Below are 17,431 nucleotides of genomic sequence, written 5' to 3' on the forward strand. Positions count from 1 at the left end.
GCGCCAGCGGTCACCCGAATGGACCTGGCGAGCATCTACCGCGCGGAGTACGGCCGCTGCGTCGCCACTCTGACCCGCCTCCTCGGTGACCTCAACCTCGCCGAGGAGGCGGTCCAGGATGCCTTCACCACGGCGCTGCAGAAGTGGCAGACGCCGCCGCCCAATCCGGGCGCCTGGATCGTGACCACCGCCCGTAACCGGGCCGTCGACCGGCTCCGCCGGGAGTCGACCCGCGAGGCCCGGCACGCCCAGGCCCTGCTGCTGTACCAACCGGACGAGCCCCCGGAGGTGGGACCGGTGAAAGACGACCAGCTGCGACTCATCTTCACCTGCTGCCACCCGGCGCTCGCCCCGGACGCGCGGACCGCGCTGACGCTGCGCCTGCTCGGCGGCCTCGACGTCCCGGAGATCGCCCGCGCCTACCTGACCCAGGAGGCGACCGTCGCCCAGCGCATCGTGCGGGCCAAGAAGAAGATCCGCGACGCCGGCATCCCGTACCGGGTGCCCGCCGGACACGAGCTGCCGGACCGGTTGCCACCCGTGCTCACCGTCCTCTACCTGATCTTCAACGAGGGGTACGCGGCCACCACCGGACCGCTGATCCGGACGGACCTCTGCGCCGAGGCGATCCGGCTGGCCCGCGAGCTCGCCGCGCTGATGCCGGACGAGCCGGAGGTGCTCGGCCTGCTCGCCCTGCTGCTGCTGACCGAGGCGCGGCGCCCGGCCCGGCTCGGCGCGACCGGCGACCTGGTGCTGCTGGCCGACCAGGACCGCTCGCTGTGGAACCGCCAACTGATCGCCGAGGGGCACGACCTGGTCCGCCGTTGCCTGCGGCGGAACCGACCCGGCCCGTACCAGATCCAGGCCGCGATCAGCGCGGTGCACACCGACGGCCCGGCCACCGACTGGCGCCAGGTCCTGGCCCTCTACGACCAGCTTCTCGCGCTGGCGCCGACCCCGATCGTGGCCCTCAACCGGGCGGTCGCCGTCGCCGAGGTGCACGGTCCGGCGGTGGCCCTCGCCGCGTTGGCCGACGTCGAACTCCCCGGCTACCACCGGCTGCCCGCGACCCGGGCCGAGCTGCTGGCCCGGCTGGGCCGGGTCGCGGCGGCCCAGGCCGCCTACGACCAGGCCATCGCCCTGGCCACGAACGAAACCGAACGCGCCTACCTGCGGACCCGCCGCACCGAACTCACCTCCCCAAGGAGATCATCGTGACCGCCACCTACACCTTCGACGTCTTCACCAGCCTGGACGGCTTCGGCACCACGAGCGGCGACTGGGGCGGCTACTGGGGCAAGCAGGGCCCCGAGCTGCTCGAACACCGGTTGGCCCTGTACCGCGAGGAGCAGCGCATGGTCTTCGGGGCCGGCACCTACCGCACGTTCGCCGCGATGCTGGCCGCGAGCACCGAGGAGTCCGAGGTACGCGACGCCTGGGTCACCCGGATGCGGAACCTTCCGGCCACCGTGGTGTCGAACACGCTGCGCGGACCCCTCGACTGGCCGGACGCCACCGTCGAAACCGGAGACGCCGTCGACGTCGTCGCCCGGCTCAAGCAGGAGTCCACGGTGCCGTTGCGGTCGCACGGCAGCCTCTCGGTGAACCGCGCGCTGATGGCCGCCGGCCTGGTCGACCAGGTCCAGGTGACGGTCTTCCCGGTGATCACCGGCCAGACCGGCACCGAGCCGGTCTTCCAGGGAACGGCCGACTTCGACCTGGAGTTGATCTCCAGCCGGACCCTCGACGGGCGCACCCAGGAACTGATCTACCGCCCCACCCGGCACGGCTGAGCGGGCCATCGGCCTGAGGGCCGAGTCGGCCCGTCATCGGAGGGCGGCGACGGCCTCGACCTCGACGAGCTGGTCGCGGTAGCCGAGGACCGCCACGCCCAGCAGGGTGCTGGGTACGTCGTGCGCCCCGAAGTGCCGGCTCACCACGTTCCACGCCGCGACGAGGTCCTCCCGGCGGTTACTCGCCACATAGACCGTCGTCTTGACCACGTCGGTGAGATCGGCGCCGGCCGCCGCGAGCGCGGTCCGCAGGTTCGCCATCACCTGCTCGGCCTGCCCCGGCACGTCGCCGACCGCGACCGTGTTTCCCCGGTGGTCGAGCGGGCAGGCGCCGGCGGTGAACACCAGCCGCCGGACGTCGGAGGCCACCGCGGCGTAGGCGTAGGGTGCCCGATCGGTCAGCTGCGGGGTACGGATCAACTCGACAGGGTTGGGTCCGGTCACCACCGCATTGTCACAGACCGCAGAGGTCCGCGACGTAAGGTCAAAAGCGTTCCGGCGTACGCGGTCCGGGGATCTGCCAGGTCCGCCCCTCGCCGTGGCGGGCTGTGAGATCTTGTGAGATGTTGCCGCGACACCATCACAACGAAGTGAGGCGCCAGATGACGAACACAGTTGACGTGACCACCCAGGAGCACCTGATCGGCGGAGCGTGGCGGCCAGCCGCCGACGGTGCCCACTTCGAGTGCCACAATCCGTTCACCGGTGAGGTGGTCACGCGGGCGGCCGACGGCGGTCGTGCCGACGTCCGCGCCGCGGTCGAGGCCGCGTCCGCCGCGTTCGGGGCCTGGTCGCAGACGGCGCCGGCGGAGCGGACCCGCCTGCTCGAAGCCGCCGCCGACCTGCTGGAAGAACGCGCGCCGACCATCGCCAAGGCGATGGTCGAGGAGTGCGGCGAGACGTTCGGCTGGGGAATGTTCAACTGCGGCCTGGCCGCGGGGATGCTCCGCGCCGCCGCCGGCCTGACCGACCTGGCGACGAGGGAGGAGACGATCCCGTCCGGCGTCCCCGGTCTCGACGCCCGGGCCGTCCGCCGCCCGGCGGGCGTGGTGGCCGCCATGGCCCCCTGGAACGCGCCCGTCATCCTCGCCGTCCGGGCGGTGGCCGCCCCGCTGGCGTTCGGCAACACCGTCGTGCTCAAGTCCTCGGAGAAGTGCCCGCGGGTGCACGCGGCGGTGGCCGCCGTCCTGCACGACGCGGGTCTGCCGGCGGGTGCGATCAACTTCGTCGTACACAGCACCAAGGGCGCGCCGGACGTGGTCGACGAGCTGATCGCGCACCCGGCGGTCCGGCGGGTGAACTTCACCGGCTCGACCCGGGTGGGCCGGATCATCGCCGCGAAGTGCGCCGAGCACCTCAAGCCCTCCGTGCTCGAACTGGGCGGCAAGGCCCCCATGATCGTCCTCGACGACGCCGACCTCGACGGGGCGGCGGCCGCGGCGTCCTTCGGCGCGTTCATGAACGCCGGCCAGATCTGCATGTCGACCGAGCGGATCATCGCCGAGACGGCCGTCGCCGGCCCGCTGGCCGAGAAGCTCGCGGAGCGGGCGAGCAGGCTGGTGGCCGGTGACCCGCGCGACGAGGGCACCATGATCGGCCCGGTGATCGACGACGCCAGCCGCAAGCACGTCCTCGGCCTCATCGAGGACGCGCGGTCGAAGGGCGCCCGGGTGCTCACCGGCGGGGAGGACCTCGGCGGCAACGTCATCTCCCCGGCCGTGCTGGTGGGGGTGACACCGCAGATGCGCATCTACGGCGAGGAGTCGTTCGGTCCGGTGGTCGCCGTCATCGAGGCGGCCGACACCGACGCCGCCGTCCAGATCGCCAACGACACCGAGTACGGCCTGGCCGCGGCCGTCTTCAGCGGTGACGATCAGCGCGGGCTGGCGGTCGCGGAGCGGATCGAGTCCGGGATCTGCCACGTCAACGGCTCCACCGTCCACGACGAGCCGCCGATGCCCTTCGGCGGCGTCAAGGCGTCCGGCTGGGGACGCTTCGGCGGCACCGCCGCCCTGGCCGAGTTCACCGACCTCCGCTGGATCACCGTCCAGAGCGGCGAGCGCCACTACCCCATCTGACGTGTTCCCTGGACCCGGCTGACCGGTTGGCGGAATCCAGCTGATCTGTCCGCCGGGGGCCGGGGCGGCCGGCAGGCTGCCGGGGGATCAGTCCAGGTAGCGCCGGAAGCCTTTGGCGATGGGACGTAGGTCGCGCGACTCGTAGAACCGGTGGGCGCCGTCCCGCTCGGCCCGGGACAGCAATTGGATCTTGTAACAGCCGGCCTCCCGGGCCCGGTCGATCACCTCGTCGAAGAGCCGGCTCGCGACGCCCTGGCGGCGGGCCGAGCCGGCAACGACGACGTTCTCCACCAGCATGAACGGCCGGCCGCCGCGGGTCAGGTTTGGCACGACGAGGCAGTCGACGGTGCCGACCGCCAGCCCGTCGCGCTCGGCGATCAGCACGGTGCGCCCCGACTGGTCGGCGATGTCCTGCCAGATCCCCGCGGCCTGCTCCGGCGGTAGCGCGGGATCGTCCGGATGCAGCTCGGCGAGCAGCGCGCCCAGCACCGCCAGGTCGTCCCCGGTGGCCGGGCGCACGGTGACCGTCACGGCGACCCCGCCCGGCGGCCGGCGGCCGGCTGCGCGTCCGGTGCGACCTCCGGGAGGTACGAGGTGAGCCGGTCGGCAAGTTGCCTCGGGTGGCTGAGCGCCACGCAGTGGCAGCCGTCGACCTCGTCCGGCACGACGCCGAGCCGGTCGGCGGCCACCCGGCGCAGGAAATCCGGCTCGAAGAACCGGTCCTCCCGGGCGATGAGCACCTTCGTCGGCACGTCCGGCCAGGCCGGCAACGGCCACGGCTCGCTCCCCTCCGCGCTGACCTGATCCCGGGTGTGCCTGCCGGCCTCCACGACGACCTCGGCCGGCACCCCGTTGTAGAACTGCTGCTCCTCGCTGAGCCCCGCCGGCTCCTGGTAGCCGGTGTTGGCCCACCAGTCAGCGGGCCGCTCACCGGGCACCGGGACCATCGGGGTGAGCAGCACGAGCAGCCGGACCGGGAGCCGGTCGGCGATCAGCGGCGCGGTGAACGCGCCGTACGAGTGACCGACCACCACCAGGTCGCGCCGATCGCCGATCGCGCCGACCACCGTCTCGCAGAACTCGGCGAAACCCGCCGACGGGTCCCCGATCGGCAGCTCCGGCACCACCACCTCGTGGCCCCGGCCGGCCAGCTCCGGAACCAGCAGGTGCCAGTCCCAGGCACTGCCGCCACCACCATGGACAAGAACGAACGTCGCCATACCCCGCAGCCTTACACCCGGGTACGACAACCGCGCGTCCTGCCCGCGGCGATTCCGGCGGGCGGGCCGGCCCGCGGCGATAATCGGCTGCGGGCGACGCCGGTGCGCCCTACGCTCGCATCTCCAGCGGCACCGCGACGGCGCCCGTCCGGGCGATCGGAGATGATCAAGCCCAATGGCCTGTCACCTGTACGCGCTCACCTTCGACGCGGATCAGCCGCTGCGGCTGGCGCGGTTCTGGTCCGGGCTGCTCGGTTGGGAGATCACCGACGACCCGTCCGACGGGATCGTCCTGCCGCCCGCCGACGACACCGGGTTCCGCCTCCGGTTCCGCCCGGCCCGAGGGCCGAAGGTCGGCCAGAACCAGGCGCACTTCGACCTGACGAGCACCTCCCAGGCGAACCAGGAGCAGACGGTGGCCAGAGCGCTGGAGCTCGGCGGCCGGCACCTCGACGTCGGCCAGGACCCGACGGACGGCCACGTGGTGCTCGCCGACCCCGAGGGCAACGAGTTCTGCGTCATCGAGCCGGGCAACAACTTCCTCGCCGACTGCGGCCTCATCGGGGCGCTGGCCTGCGACGGCTCACAGCAGGTCGGCTACTTCTGGAGCGCGGCGCTGGACTGGCCGCTGGTCTGGGACCAGGACCAGGAGACGGCGATCCGCTCCCCGCACGGCGGTCCCAAGATCACCTGGGGTGGCCCGCCGGTCCCCCCGAAGACCGGCCGGAACCGGCTGCACTTCGACCTGGTGCCGTCCGGCGACGATGATCAACAAGCGGTGGTCGACCGACTGCTCTCGCTCGGCGCTACCCGACTCGACGAGCACAACCCGGCCGATGACGGCCGGCCGGCGCCGGCCGGCGGCGCGGTCGTGGTGCGCGGCGACCTCGACGGGAGCGCGACGGGCCCGGTCGAGCTGGCCGATCCCGACGGCAACGAGTTCTGCGTGCTGGCGTCCCGGTAGTGCGCCCAGCCAGGCTTGGATCGCCACCGCCGCCGGGCGCATGATGGCGGGCATGGCCACCCCCCGACCGGCCGGTAGCTGGGACGTCGGCCGTCGCCGTGAGCTCGCCCGCCAGGCCCTGGAGGGCTACGTGAGCGGCCCCGACGCCCCGGTGCAGGCGACGGCCCGCGCCCTGGCGAAGATCGAGGACGCCGGGTCACTGGTGCTGGTCGAGGGCATCAGCGACCAGATCGCGGTGGAGACGGCCGCCCTCGGCCGGGGCCGGGACCTGGCCGCCGAACGGGTGGTGGTGGTACCGATCGGCGGGGCGCACGCGATCGGCCGGTTCCTGACCACGCTCGGCCCGCTGCACACCCGGGTGCGCCTCGCCGGCCTGTGTGACCGGCACGAGGCGGAGATCTACCGGCGGGGCCTGGCCACCGCCGGGATCGGCTCTCCGCGTACCCAGGAAGATCTTGAAGGTCTTGGGTTCTTCGTCTGTGTCGACGACCTGGAGGACGAGCTGATCCGCGCGGTCGGCATCGACGGGGTCGAGGCGCTGCTGGACTCGCAGGGCGATCTCGGGTCGTTCCGCTCCCTGCAGGGCCAGCCCGCCTGGCGTGGCCGGGAAGCCGGGGCGCAGCTACGGCGGTTCATGGGCAGCGGCTCGCGCCGCAAATCGCGCTACGCCCGGCTGCTCGTCGAGACGGCCGTCGCCCGCGATGTTCTGCCCCGGCCGTTGGACACGCTGCTCGCCGCCGTCCGGGCCTGACCTGGTGCGGTGCGGTGCGGCCAGCCGGTCGGGGACGGCGAACCCGCCCCCGACCGGGCCGCGTCTCACAGTTGCCGGTAGTAGAACGTGGTCGGGAACGGCGTGCAGCCGAGGCGTTCGTACAGCCTTCGGGCGGGCGCGTGGAACGGGTCTCCGCCGGTGCCGATCTCGACCACCTCCGCGCCGTGGTCGCGCATCCGGTTGAACGCGTGTTCACACAGCGCGGTGCCGACGCCGTGGCGGCGGTGCCCAGCCGACACGGCGAGGATGGTGACGGTCCCGTTCCGGCGGTCGGGATTGACGCTCCAACCGAGGTAGCCCGCGATCGCCGGGCCGATCTCGGCGACCTCGACGTACCTGTGCCGGGCCGGTTCGTGGAGCTGGCCGACCAGCGTGCGGTAGTCACCGCGCCAGTCGCCGTGCTGGTTGCTGAAGATGACGTCGCCGACCAGGGGCCGGAAGTGGTCCTCGTAGAACGGACCGAATGTCGTGATGGTCAGCTCGGTGAGCTGGGCCAGGTCGTGCGGAACGAACGAACGGATCAACATGGGAGTGCGCCTTTCCGGCGAGGGTCGAAACCGAGGACGAACGTCGGTCGCCCCACTCGCGCCCGCAGGCACCGAGCGGGACCCTCAGCGGCGGATACGGCCAGCGGCAAAGCACTCCATGCCGGCGAGGATAGCCGGCCGCGCCGCTCCCGGCGAACCCTTTCGGGTACGCGGACCAGCCGGCGTGCGCGGCGTAGCCCTCGATCGTCGACGGCCACCGGCGGCGCGGTCGACGGGACTGATCGCGCCCTACGAGGGCTCGGTGAACGGGCCGGAGCCCGCGGCGCTCTCGACGACCCGCTTGAGGTTGGCGAGGTCGGCGCTGACCGCCGCGATGTCCCGCTCGAACTCGGCGTCGGTCATCCCGGGCAGCCGCCGCACCGTGAAGATCACCTCGCAGCCGTCGCCGTCGGCGACGGCCCGCAACGGTACGTACACCGTCTCGCCGGTCGGGGTCAGCACCTCGTGGTCGAGCACGCCGTACTCGTTGGTCGGGGCGAACGTCACCCGGGCCCGCCCGCCGGGCGTGTCGACGAACCAGCCGTCGGCGGTCCGCTCCACCGAGCTGCCGAGGCCGGGCGCCCAGCGGGGTAGGTTCGCCGGCTCCGAGGCGAAGGCGTAGACCTCGTCGACCGGACGATCGACATGCACGCTCAGGTGCCGGGACTCGGTACTCATCGGTGCATGATCCCACCCCGGCCCGCCGCCGGCGTTTGACAGCAGTAGCGCTCAGATCATCGGTGCGGTCGGGGTGCGGGATCGGGTGGCGGTGTGATCCTGCTCGGGATCGGTGCCTGATGCCAACGGGCGGCGGGGTTCGCCTAGACTTCGCCGGGTGGTGGTGGTACGGACGGCGGTCAGGTCGGACGTGGCGGCGCTCGCGGAGCTGCGCGGCATCGACGGGGACGCGGTTGCCGGGTTCGCGGACTGGGTGGCCGCCCACCCGGAGACGCATCTGCCGTTCGTCGCCGAGGTCGACGGGCGGGTGGTCGGGGCGGCCTGGCTCCTCATCGCGGAACGGGTGCCCAGCGGCGAGTCGTCGCGCCGCTGCTTCGGGGACGTCCAGTCGGTGGCGGTCCGCGAGGAGTACCGCGACCGCGGCATCGGCGGCGCACTGATGGCCGCGATCCTCGCCGAGGCCCGCGCCCGAGGGCTGCTGCACGTAACCGTCCACTCCGGACGTCGCGCGGTCGATTTCTACCTGCGCAACGGTTTCAGCCAGGACCGCCAGCTCCTACTGTGGAAGCCGACGACGTCCTGATCGGACCGAGCGCCTCCCAGGTCCTGAGGACGACGATGGGCCGTCTCACGAATTGGACCCAGCGCGGCGGTCAGCCGAGCCGGGCGGCTATGGTCCGCGCGCAGGTCAGCGACTCGGTGTGGGTGGTGTCGACCTCCAGGTCGTAGCTGACGCCCTGGTGGACCACCGCTGCCTGCGAGGCGGCCATTCCGGTGACCCGGTCGCCGCGGGCGAGTTCGCGGCCGGCGGCGACCGCGCTGTCACACCGCACGCCCACCCACAACACGTCCAGCCCGGCCAGGACCTGCTGCCACCGCCGCTGAGATGCCGCTCCACCGAGAAAGACGTCATCCACGATGGTCGGGGCGCCGGCCCGGACCATGGCGGCGACCCCGGTCATCCAGGCCGCCTGCAACGCGTCGAATTCCGGCCCGACCCGTACCGCGCCGTCCGGAGCGAACTCGATCCCGGCGCCGGTGGTCCGCAGGGTGGCGGGCATCGCCTCGACCAGCGTGTCGACGCCGACGGCCAACCACGGCTGCGGCAGCACCGCCTGCAGACACCGGGCGATCCCGGACTTGCCGGAACTCGATCCGCCGTTCAACACGATCATGCGGGTCGTCACGACGTCACGATAGTGGCCACCGGCGGTCGGTGGCCCGGGGTGGTCGGTGGGTCAGCTGGCGGGGGTGGGGGAACGCGGGTGGTCACCGGGGTCGCTGTCCAGGCTGAACGGGGAACGCAGCCGGCTCATCCCGGCCTGGCTGAGGTCGGCCGTGGGGGACCGGTCGTCGGGCGCGTCCGGGTCGGGAGCGGCCCGGAACGGATTCAGGTTCGGTGGCGTGAGGTCGGACAAGCTGGGCTCCCAAGGGTTGCGCGCCGCGCGGGCGCGATCACCAGCCGGTCGACGCGATGGTCGACGAGGGGTGCGGAAAAGGTGCGAAAACGCGGCGGGATGGTCCCGTTCGGCCCAGCCGGATCGTCGGCGGGTGCCGGTCGCCGTGCCAGCGTACCGCAGGCCCACCAGGCCCGGTGGCACCGTCTTCCGGAGGTCGCCGAACGAGCGGCGGGGCCGGACCTCGGCCGGGCGGGGCCGGCGGTGTGACCCGGCGTGGCTGCGGGTAGCCGCTGCGGGAGGCTTGTTCACGTTCGTAGACTGGCGCGGTGACCGCACCAGCGCCGATCGTCGCGCCGAGCATCCTCGCCGCGGACTTCGCCCACCTCGCCGACGAGGTCCGGGCGGTCGAGTCCGCCGCGGACTGGTTGCACGTCGACGTGATGGACAACCACTTCGTGCCGAACCTGACCATCGGGCTGCCGGTCGTGCAGAGCCTACTGGCGGTGAGCAAACTGCCGTTCGACGTCCACCTGATGATCGAGGACCCGCGACGGTGGGCACCCGCCTACGCCGACGCCGGCGCCTACAACGTCACCTTCCACGCCGAGGCCTGCGACAACCCGGTCTCGCTCGCCAAGGACCTGCGGGCGGCGGGCGCCAAGGCCGGGCTGGCGATCGACCGGGACACCCCGATCGAGCCCTACCTCGACCTCCTGCCCAGCTTCGACACGCTGCTCATCATGACGATCAAGGCGGGCTTCGGCGGTCAGCGGTTCATCCCTGAACTGCTGGAGAAGGTCCGGACCGCCCGTCGGCACGCCGCCGCCGGGCACCTGCAGCTGCGCATCGAGGTCGACGGCGGGATCGCCGCCGACACGATCGAGCAGGCCGCCGCCGCCGGGGCCGACGCCTTCGTGGCCGGCACCGCCGTCTACGGCGCCACCGACCCGGCCGCCGCCGTCGCCGAGCTGCGCCGGCTCGCCGCGCAGGCCGCCACCGACCAGCCGCCCGCCGGCCAGGGCAGCGCCGCCGGCCAGGACAGCGCCGGTCAGGGCAGCGACCCCGGGCAGGGCAGCTCTGAGCAGGGCAACGCCCGGTCGTGACCGTCGAACCGGCCGAGGAACGGCCCGACCTGATTCTCGTCGTCGACGACGACGACGACATCGCGCGGTTCGTCGAGTTCAACCTTCGACTGCACGGCTTCGACGTGGCGCGGGCGCGAGACGGCCAGGAAGCCCTCGAAATGATCGACAAGCGTCGCCCGGACCTCGCCGTGGTGGACCTGCGGATGCCCCGCGTCGACGGCCTGGAGCTGACCCGGCGGCTGCGCGCCAATCCGATGACCTCGGCCCTGCCGGTGATCATGCTGACCGCCAAGGGGATGACCGTCGACAAGGTGCACGGCCTGACCGCCGGGGCCGACGACTACCTGGTCAAGCCCTTCGACACCGCCGAGCTGATCGCCCGGGTGGGCTCCACGCTGCGCCGCAACAAGGAGTTCCGGGAGGTCTCGCCGCTGACCGGGCTGCCCGGCAACAGCCGGATCCGCCGCGAGATCACCGACCGGGTCCGCAGCGGCGTCGACTACGCGGTCGGCTACATCGACATCGACCGGTTCAAGAGCGTCAACGACCGGTACGGCTTCGTGCGCGGCGACGAGTTCATCGCCGCCCTGGCCCGCTGCCTGCACGGGGCGATGGTGCGGGTCGGCCTGCCGCCGGCCTTCCTCGGCCACATCGGCGGCGACGACTTCGTCATCGTCTGCGCCCCGGAACAGGTGCTGCCGCTGACCAAGCGGGCCGTCGCCGACTTCGAGAACACCGCCGACACGCTCTACGACCCCGACGACGCCCGGCGCGGCTACGTCGAGCTGAAGGACCGGCGCGGCAACATCCAGCGGGCCGCCCTGGTCACCCTCTCGATCGGGGTGTCGCTGTCGGTGCCCGAGCGCCGCTTCACCGACCCGCTGGAGGTGATCGCCGCCGCCTCGGAGATGAAATCGGTCGCCAAGGGACAACCCGGGTCGTTCGTGGCGATGGACCGGCGACGCAGCGACGGACACCGGGGGATCGACCCGCGGACGGCGGCCGCCCGCCGCTCCGGGCAACCCATCGAACCCGACCCGCCCGCCCCCGGCCTGGTCGGCTGACGATTGCCGGACGGGCGCCGACGGAACGGCCAGTGACGCGGGTCACCCGGATGTGAGCTAGGTCGCCCGGGTGACGACGCGGCCCGAAATCCGTGTAAGACTCGCACCATACCCACCACGCGCTGGCGGGACTCGGTGAAATTCCGAACCGGCGGTGATCCGCGGCCCAGGCCACGGTAAGCCCGCGACCCGGTCGACACGTTGTCGAGCGGTGGACCTGGTGAGAACCCAGGGCCGACGGTTGGGCGCGGGCTTCGGCCCGATCCCAGAAAGTCCGGATGGGAGACAGCGCGCGGGACGGACGGGTGTCCGTGGCGGAGCAGTATGTCCGCCGCGCGACGTCCGCCGGGGTCGGTCCGCCGACCCCGCGCTCCGCCACCGCTCGCGGCCGGCACCCCGGCCACCCTCCCCGCCCGCGCGCCGAACAGGTGTACGAGGGGAGCGGGCCGGCAGATGGGGAGCGTCTCCACCGACGAGGCGATGCGCCGCGCGATCGAACTGGCCGCGCGCGGGCTCGGCACCACCAGCCCCAACCCCGTGGTCGGCTGCGTCCTGCTCGACGCCGCCGGGACGATCGTCGGCGAGGGCTTCCACGCGTACGCGGGTGGCCCGCACGCCGAGATCGTGGCGCTCGCCCAGGCCGGCGAGCGGGCCCGGGGCGGCACCGCCGTGGTCACCCTCGAACCCTGCGCGCACACCGGCCGCACCGGCCCCTGCACCGACGCGCTGATCGCCGCCGGGGTCGCCCGGGTGGTGGTCGGCGTCGCCGAGCCCAACCCGGTCGCCAGCGGAGGCACCGCCACCCTGCGCGCCGCCGGGGTCACCGTCGAGACGGGGGTACGCGCCGCCGAGGCCGAGGCCGGCAACATCGCCTGGCTCACCTCGACCCGGCGCGGCTGGCCGTACGTGATCTGGAAGTACGCCGCCACCCTCGACGGGCGGGTCGCCGCCGCCGACGGCAGCAGCATGTGGATCACCGGCGAGGCGGCCCGGATGGACGTGCACAAGCTGCGCGGCACCGTCGACGCCGTCGTCGTGGGGGTCGGCACCGTGCTCGCCGACGACCCCCGGCTCACCGCCCGCAACCTGCGCGACGGCAGCCTCGCCATCCGGCAGCCGCTGCGGGTCGTGGTGGACAGCTCAGGGCGTACCCCCGTCGACGCCCGGGTCCGCGACGCCGCCGCCGACACCTGGATCGTGACCACCGCGGACGTCGGGGCCGACCCCGCCGGCCGGGTCGACCTGGCCGCCATGCTCACCGGGCTGCACCGGCGCGGCGTGCGCGCCGTGCTGCTGGAGGGCGGACCGGTGCTGGCCGGCGCGTTCCTCGCCGCCGGCCTGGTCGACAAGGTCGTCGGCTACCTGGCGCCGAAGCTGCTCGGCGCCGGCCCGGCCGCCCTCGGCGACGCCGGCATCGGCGCCATCTCCGACGTCATCGACCTGGAGTACGTCGACATCACACCGATCGGCGCCGATCTGCGGATCACGGCGCTGCCCCGCAAGAGGGAGGGCTGACGAGATGTTCACCGGCATCGTGGAGGAGTTGGGCGAGGCGGGCCGCCTCGACTGGCACGGCGACGGCGGCGTGCTGGCGGTACGCGGACCCCTGGTGGCCGCCGACGCCAGGCACGGCGACTCGATCGCCGTCAACGGGGTCTGTCTGACCGTCGTCGACGTCGACGGCGAGGGCTTCACCGTGGACGTGATGAAGGAGACCTTCGACCGCAGCTCGCTGGGGACCCTGGCCCCCGGCGACCCGGTCAACCTGGAACGGGCCGCCACCCTGGCCACCCGGCTCGGCGGGCACCTCGTGCAGGGCCACGTCGACGGGGTCGGCGCGGTGCTGGCCCGCGACCCCGGCGACCGCTGGGAGGACGTGACGTTCTCGCTGCCGCCCGGCCTGTCCCGCTACCTGGTGGAGAAGGGCTCGATCACCGTGGACGGGGTGTCGCTGACCGTGGTCTCGGTCACCGACGACAGCTTCGCCGTCAGCCTCATCCCCACCACCCTCGCCGCGACGACGCTCGGCCACAAGCAGGTCGGCGCCCTGGTAAATCTGGAGGTCGATGTGATCGCCAAGTACGTCGAGAAGATGGTCACCGGGGTGCGGTCATGACCGCCGCGGAGCCGGTGTTCGCGCCGATCGAACAGGCGGTGGCCGAGATCGCCGCCGGCCGGCCGGTGGTCGTGGTCGACGACGCCGACCGGGAGAACGAGGGCGATCTGATCTTCGCCGCCGAGCTGGCCACCCCGGAGCTGTTGGCCTTCATGGTCCGGCACACCTCCGGGTACGTCTGCGTGCCGCTGACGGCCGACGACTGCGACCGCCTCGAACTGCCGCCGATGTACCACACCAACCAGGACCGGCGGGGCACCGCGTACGCGGTGGCGGTGGACGCCCGGGAGGGGGTGGGCACCGGCATTTCGGCCGCCGACCGGGCGCACACCATCCGGCTGCTCGCCGACCCGGCCACCGACCCGACCGACCTGGCCCGCCCCGGCCACGTGGTGCCGCTGCGGGCGGCGGCCGGCGGGGTGCTGCGCCGGCCCGGCCACACCGAGGCCGCCGTCGACCTGGCCCGGCTGGCCGGGCTGCGACCCGCCGGGGTGCTCTGCGAGCTGGTCAACGACGACGGCACCATGAAGCGGCTGCCGGACCTGGTGCCGTTCGCCGCCGAGCACGGCCTCACGCTGATCTCGATCGCCGACCTGATCGCCTACCGCCGGCGCACCGAGCAGCAGATCGAGCGGGTCGTCGACACCAGGCTGCCCACCGAGTTCGGGCTCTTCGAGGCGGTCGGCTACCGGGCCGCCCACGAGCAGGCCGAACACATCGCGCTGGTCTACGGCGAGATCGGCGACGGCCGGGACGTGCTGGTCCGGGTGCACTCCGAGTGCCTGACCGGGGACGTCTTCGCGTCGCTGCGCTGTGACTGCGGCCCGCAGCTGCACGCCGCGCTGGCCCGGGTGGTCGCCGAGGGGCGCGGGGTGGTCCTCTACATGCGCGGCCACGAGGGCCGGGGGATCGGGCTGCTGCACAAGCTGCAGGCGTACCAGTTGCAGGATCTCGGCCGCGACACGGTGGACGCCAACCTCGACCTGGGGCTGCCGGCCGACGCCCGCGACTACGGCACCGGCGCGCAGATCCTCTACGACCTCGGGGTGCGCTCGATGCGGTTGCTGACCAACAACCCGGCCAAGCGGGCCGGCCTGGAGGGGTACGGCCTGACCATCGTCGGCCGGGAGCCGATGCCGGTGCGCCCCACCCCGGAGAACGTGCGCTACCTGCGTACCAAGCGGGACCGGATGGGTCACCTGCTGGACGGCCTGGACGCCGAGGTGCGCCCGTTCGGTGCGGGCGTGAACGGTGCGGGCGTGAACGGTGCGGGCGTGAACGGTGCGGGCGTGAACGGTGCGGCCGGCCAGGTTGTGAAGGGAGTGGGGTAGTGGCGGGTTTCGGGGAACCGGGCGCGGACGCGGTCGACGCCACCGGGCTGACCGTCGGCGTGGTGGCGGCCCGCTGGCACGGTGAGCTGACCGACCACATGGTGGCCCGGGCCACCGAGGCGGCCCGGGCCTGCGGCGCCGCCGACGTGGTGGTGGCCCGGGTGGCCGGCTCGGTGGAGCTGCCGGTGGTCGCCCAGGCGCTGGCCCGCCGCTGCGACGTGGTGGTCGCGCTCGGCGTGGTGGTCCGCGGCGCCACCGCCCACTTCGACTACGTCTGCCGGTCGGTCACCGACGGGCTGACCCGGGTCGCCCTGGACGCCTCGGTCCCGGTCGCGCACGGCGTGCTGACCGTGAACACCATCGAGCAGGCCCGGGACCGGGCCGGCCTGCCCGGCTCCGCCGAGGACAAGGGGTGGTCGGCCACGGTGGCCGCGCTGGAGGCGGCGCTGGCGATCCGGTCGATCCGGCAGCCGTCGGCCGCCGTCCGGTAGCGCGGACCCGGTCATCGCGGTTTTCGGTATGCCGACGATATGGGCCGACTCGTAGCATTCAGGGCATGCGGGTGCTGGTCGTCGAGGATGAACCACTGCTGGCGGAGGCGATCCGCGACGGGCTGCGGCTGTCGGCGATCGCGGCCGACCTCGCCGGTGACGGCGATACGGCGCTGGAGCTGCTGAGCGTCAACACCTACGACATCGCCGTCCTCGACCGCGACATTCCCGGCCCCTCGGGCGACGAGATCGCCGAGAGCATCGTCGCCTCGGGCAGCGGCATGCCGATTCTGATGCTCACCGCGGCCGACCGGCTCGACGACAAGGTCTCCGGGTTCGGGCTCGGTGCCGACGACTACCTCACCAAGCCGTTCGACCTGCGGGAGCTGGTGCTCAGGATCAGGGCGCTCGACCGCCGGCGGGCGTACAGCAGGCCGCCGGTGCGGGAGATCGCGGGCCTGCGGCTGGATCCGTTCCGCCGCGAGGTCTACCGGGACGGTCGGTACGTGGCGCTGACCAGGAAGCAGTTCGCCGTGCTCGAGGTCCTCGTCGGTGCCGAGGGCGGTGTGGTCAGCGCCGAGGAGCTGTTGGAGCGGGCCTGGGACGCCAACGCCGACCCGTTCACCAACGCCGTCCGCATCACCGTCTCGGCCCTGCGTAAACGCCTGGGCGAGCCCTGGCTGATCGCCACCGTCGCCGGCGTCGGCTACCGCATCGACACCGACGCGGAGCCCGGCGTGGGGCGGGCGGACGGTGATCGTGGTTAGGGCGCCCGGCTTGAGCGTGCGCCTCAAACTCACCCTCAGCTACGCCGGGTTCCTGATGCTGGCCGGCGCCCTGCTGCTCGCCGTGGTGTGGGCGTTCCTGCTGCGCTACGTACCCGAGAAGATCTACGCGCCCCGGGCCGATGCCGAGGGCAATTTCGCCCCCGGGTTGCCCGGGCCGGACCGCTCCGCCCTGGTGGACGCCTTCGCCCCGAAGGCGGCCGCGGTGCTGGCCCTGCTGCTGATCTTCGGTCTGCTGGGCGGCTGGCTCCTCGCGGGGAGCATGCTCGCACCGCTGACCCGGATCACGAACGCCACCCGCCAAGCCGCCAACGGATCACTCTCCCACCGGATCCAGTTGGAGGGCCGCCAGGACGAGTTCCGGGAACTCGCCGACGCCTTCGACACCATGCTCGCCCGGCTGGAAGCGCACAACGCCGAACAGCAGAGATTCGCCGCGAACGCCTCCCACGAGCTGCGCACCCCGCTGGCGATCACCCAGACCCTGCTCGACGTGGCCGGCGACGACCCGAACAGCAACGCCGCCGAGCTTGTCGACCGCCTCCGCTTCGTCAACACCCGGGCGATCGACCTCACTGAGGCGCTGCTCCTGCTCAGCCGCGCCGACCAGCGGTCCTTCACCCGGGAACAGGTCGACCTGTCCCTGCTGGCGGAAGAGGCCGCGGAGGCGCTGCTCCCGCTCGCGGAGAAACGCGGCCTCACCATCGAGACCTCGGGCGACATCACCCCCACCGTCGGCTCCCACCCGCTGCTGCTGCAGCTGACCACCAACCTCGTGCACAACGCGATCGTCCACAACGTGGCTGAACAGGGCGCGGTGTGGGTGACGACAAGCGTCGCGCCCGGGACCGCGGTGCTCACGGTCGAGAACACCGGCGCGAAGCTCTCGCCGCAGCTGGTCGCCACCATCGTCGAGCCGTTCCAGCGCGGCACCGGACGGGTCCGCGACGGCCAGGCGGGGGTCGGCCTCGGCCTGGCGATCGTCAGGAGCATCGCCCAGGCACACGACGGAACCCTCTCTCTCACCCCTCGGCCCGCCGGCGGGCTCCGCGTGACGGTGCGGCTACCCGCCGCCGGGCGGTGACACCCCGGCGGCGGTGGTGGGTCCCGCCCGGCTCGACTATTCC

At 72.9% G+C, this 17,431-nt stretch carries 19 protein-coding genes, 2 pseudogenes and 1 riboswitch; of the genes and pseudogenes, 14 read left to right on the forward strand and 7 right to left on the reverse strand.

Going from position 1 to position 17,431, the window contains the following annotated elements; translation table 11 throughout:
• Window positions 1-18 precede the first annotated feature (18 nt).
• Window positions 19-1,218 (forward strand): sigma-70 family RNA polymerase sigma factor, encoded by a 1,200-nt coding sequence (locus tag O7627_RS14020; protein ID WP_278093947.1) that lies wholly within the window; start codon window positions 19-21, stop codon window positions 1,216-1,218.
• Window positions 1,215-1,793, forward strand: coding sequence for a dihydrofolate reductase family protein (locus O7627_RS14025; RefSeq protein ID WP_278093948.1), 579 nt, complete (start codon window positions 1,215-1,217; stop codon window positions 1,791-1,793). Before O7627_RS14020 ends, O7627_RS14025 begins: the two co-directional genes overlap by 4 nt.
• Before the next feature lie 33 nt (window positions 1,794-1,826).
• Here O7627_RS14025 and O7627_RS14030 read toward each other — a convergent pair whose 3' ends face one another.
• Entirely contained in the window at window positions 1,827-2,195 is a 369-nt protein-coding gene (locus tag O7627_RS14030; protein ID WP_347404709.1) for a RidA family protein, read from the reverse strand.
• A gap of 200 nt (window positions 2,196-2,395) precedes the next feature.
• On the opposite strand from O7627_RS14030, the gene O7627_RS14035 reads away from it, so the two are divergent.
• Complete coding sequence (locus O7627_RS14035) at window positions 2,396-3,871, forward strand: aldehyde dehydrogenase family protein (protein WP_278093950.1); 1,476 nt, start codon at window positions 2,396-2,398, stop codon at window positions 3,869-3,871.
• Between the two features lie 87 nt (window positions 3,872-3,958).
• Here the strand turns inward: O7627_RS14035 and O7627_RS14040 are convergent, their stop codons facing one another.
• Both O7627_RS14040 and O7627_RS14045 read right to left on the reverse strand, forming a co-directional pair.
• Window positions 3,959-4,402, reverse strand: coding sequence for a GNAT family N-acetyltransferase (locus O7627_RS14040; protein ID WP_278093951.1), 444 nt, complete (start codon window positions 4,400-4,402; stop codon window positions 3,959-3,961).
• Complete coding sequence (locus O7627_RS14045) at window positions 4,399-5,091, reverse strand: alpha/beta hydrolase (protein WP_278093952.1); 693 nt, start codon at window positions 5,089-5,091, stop codon at window positions 4,399-4,401. Before O7627_RS14045 ends, O7627_RS14040 begins: the two co-directional genes overlap by 4 nt.
• A gap of 175 nt (window positions 5,092-5,266) precedes the next feature.
• On the opposite strand from O7627_RS14045, the gene O7627_RS14050 reads away from it, so the two are divergent.
• On the forward strand, window positions 5,267-6,055 hold the full coding sequence (locus O7627_RS14050; protein ID WP_278093953.1) for a VOC family protein: 789 nt from the start codon (window positions 5,267-5,269) through the stop codon (window positions 6,053-6,055).
• 52 nt (window positions 6,056-6,107) lie between these two features.
• Entirely contained in the window at window positions 6,108-6,806 is a 699-nt protein-coding gene (locus O7627_RS14055; protein ID WP_278093954.1) for a TOPRIM nucleotidyl transferase/hydrolase domain-containing protein, read from the forward strand.
• A gap of 65 nt (window positions 6,807-6,871) precedes the next feature.
• Here the strand turns inward: O7627_RS14055 and O7627_RS14060 are convergent, their stop codons facing one another.
• Both O7627_RS14060 and O7627_RS14065 read right to left on the reverse strand, forming a co-directional pair.
• Entirely contained in the window at window positions 6,872-7,354 is a 483-nt protein-coding gene (locus O7627_RS14060; protein WP_278093955.1) for a GNAT family N-acetyltransferase, read from the reverse strand.
• A 249-nt stretch (window positions 7,355-7,603) separates the two neighbouring features.
• Window positions 7,604-8,032 (reverse strand): SRPBCC family protein, encoded by a 429-nt coding sequence (locus tag O7627_RS14065; protein ID WP_278093956.1) that lies wholly within the window; start codon window positions 8,030-8,032, stop codon window positions 7,604-7,606.
• Window positions 8,033-8,189: 157 nt separating this feature from the next.
• On the opposite strand from O7627_RS14065, the gene O7627_RS14070 reads away from it, so the two are divergent.
• A complete protein-coding gene (locus O7627_RS14070; RefSeq protein WP_278093957.1) occupies window positions 8,190-8,615 on the forward strand; it encodes a GNAT family N-acetyltransferase in 426 nt (141 codons plus the stop codon).
• Window positions 8,616-8,685: 70 nt separating this feature from the next.
• On the opposite strand, the gene cpt is transcribed toward O7627_RS14070, so the two are convergent.
• Together cpt and O7627_RS14080 are read right to left on the reverse strand one after the other, a co-directional pair.
• Window positions 8,686-9,219, reverse strand: coding sequence for a chloramphenicol phosphotransferase CPT (gene cpt / locus O7627_RS14075; RefSeq protein ID WP_278093958.1), 534 nt, complete (start codon window positions 9,217-9,219; stop codon window positions 8,686-8,688).
• Between the two features lie 51 nt (window positions 9,220-9,270).
• Complete coding sequence (locus O7627_RS14080) at window positions 9,271-9,450, reverse strand: hypothetical protein (protein WP_278093959.1); 180 nt, start codon at window positions 9,448-9,450, stop codon at window positions 9,271-9,273.
• Window positions 9,451-9,758: 308 nt separating this feature from the next.
• Here O7627_RS14080 and rpe point away from each other — a divergent pair.
• The 8 genes and pseudogenes from rpe to O7627_RS14120 form a co-directional block, all read left to right on the forward strand.
• Window positions 9,759-10,427, forward strand: a pseudogene (gene rpe / locus O7627_RS14085) (ribulose-phosphate 3-epimerase); the annotation flags it as partial.
• Between the two features lie 104 nt (window positions 10,428-10,531).
• Window positions 10,532-11,581, forward strand: a complete 1,050-nt coding sequence (locus O7627_RS14090) for a response regulator (protein WP_278093960.1) — start codon at window positions 10,532-10,534, stop codon at window positions 11,579-11,581.
• A 117-nt stretch (window positions 11,582-11,698) separates the two neighbouring features.
• Window positions 11,699-11,875: riboswitch (FMN riboswitch) on the forward strand.
• Between the two features lie 159 nt (window positions 11,876-12,034).
• On the forward strand, window positions 12,035-13,096 hold the full coding sequence (gene ribD / locus O7627_RS14095; protein ID WP_278093961.1) for a bifunctional diaminohydroxyphosphoribosylaminopyrimidine deaminase/5-amino-6-(5-phosphoribosylamino)uracil reductase RibD: 1,062 nt from the start codon (window positions 12,035-12,037) through the stop codon (window positions 13,094-13,096).
• A 4-nt stretch (window positions 13,097-13,100) separates the two neighbouring features.
• Complete coding sequence (locus O7627_RS14100; RefSeq protein ID WP_278093962.1) at window positions 13,101-13,697, forward strand: riboflavin synthase; 597 nt, start codon at window positions 13,101-13,103, stop codon at window positions 13,695-13,697.
• Window positions 13,694-14,905: pseudogene (locus tag O7627_RS14105) on the forward strand (bifunctional 3,4-dihydroxy-2-butanone-4-phosphate synthase/GTP cyclohydrolase II); the annotation flags it as partial. The gene O7627_RS14100 and the pseudogene O7627_RS14105, both read left to right, overlap by 4 nt.
• 122 nt (window positions 14,906-15,027) lie before the next feature.
• Window positions 15,028-15,519, forward strand: a complete 492-nt coding sequence (ribH, locus tag O7627_RS14110; protein ID WP_278093963.1) for a 6,7-dimethyl-8-ribityllumazine synthase — start codon at window positions 15,028-15,030, stop codon at window positions 15,517-15,519.
• A gap of 65 nt (window positions 15,520-15,584) precedes the next feature.
• Window positions 15,585-16,286: a response regulator transcription factor gene (locus O7627_RS14115; RefSeq protein WP_278093964.1), complete on the forward strand. Its 702-nt coding sequence runs from the start codon at window positions 15,585-15,587 to the stop codon at window positions 16,284-16,286.
• A 16-nt stretch (window positions 16,287-16,302) separates the two neighbouring features.
• Complete coding sequence (locus O7627_RS14120) at window positions 16,303-17,388, forward strand: HAMP domain-containing sensor histidine kinase (RefSeq protein ID WP_278098279.1); 1,086 nt, start codon at window positions 16,303-16,305, stop codon at window positions 17,386-17,388.
• Window positions 17,389-17,431: the final 43 nt, after the last annotated feature.

Origin of the sequence: Solwaraspora sp. WMMD1047, assembly GCF_029626155.1 — a bacterium.
Taxonomy (GTDB): Bacteria; Actinomycetota; Actinomycetes; order Mycobacteriales; family Micromonosporaceae; genus WMMD1047.

Coding starts and splice junctions, on each gene's coding strand:
- O7627_RS14020 (WP_278093947.1), top strand. CDS start 19: ATGGACCTGGCGAGCATCTACCGCGCGGAGTACGGCCGCTGCGTCGCC.
- O7627_RS14035 (WP_278093950.1), top strand. CDS start 2,396: ATGACGAACACAGTTGACGTGACCACCCAGGAGCACCTGATCGGCGGA.
- O7627_RS14045 (WP_278093952.1), bottom strand. CDS start 5,091: ATGGCGACGTTCGTTCTTGTCCATGGTGGTGGCGGCAGTGCCTGGGAC.
- O7627_RS14050 (WP_278093953.1), top strand. CDS start 5,267: ATGGCCTGTCACCTGTACGCGCTCACCTTCGACGCGGATCAGCCGCTG.
- O7627_RS14055 (WP_278093954.1), top strand. CDS start 6,108: ATGGCCACCCCCCGACCGGCCGGTAGCTGGGACGTCGGCCGTCGCCGT.
- O7627_RS14060 (WP_278093955.1), bottom strand. CDS start 7,354: ATGTTGATCCGTTCGTTCGTTCCGCACGACCTGGCCCAGCTCACCGAG.
- O7627_RS14065 (WP_278093956.1), bottom strand. CDS start 8,032: ATGAGTACCGAGTCCCGGCACCTGAGCGTGCATGTCGATCGTCCGGTC.
- ribD (WP_278093961.1), top strand. CDS start 12,035: ATGGGGAGCGTCTCCACCGACGAGGCGATGCGCCGCGCGATCGAACTG.
- O7627_RS14100 (WP_278093962.1), top strand. CDS start 13,101: ATGTTCACCGGCATCGTGGAGGAGTTGGGCGAGGCGGGCCGCCTCGAC.
- O7627_RS14115 (WP_278093964.1), top strand. CDS start 15,585: ATGCGGGTGCTGGTCGTCGAGGATGAACCACTGCTGGCGGAGGCGATC.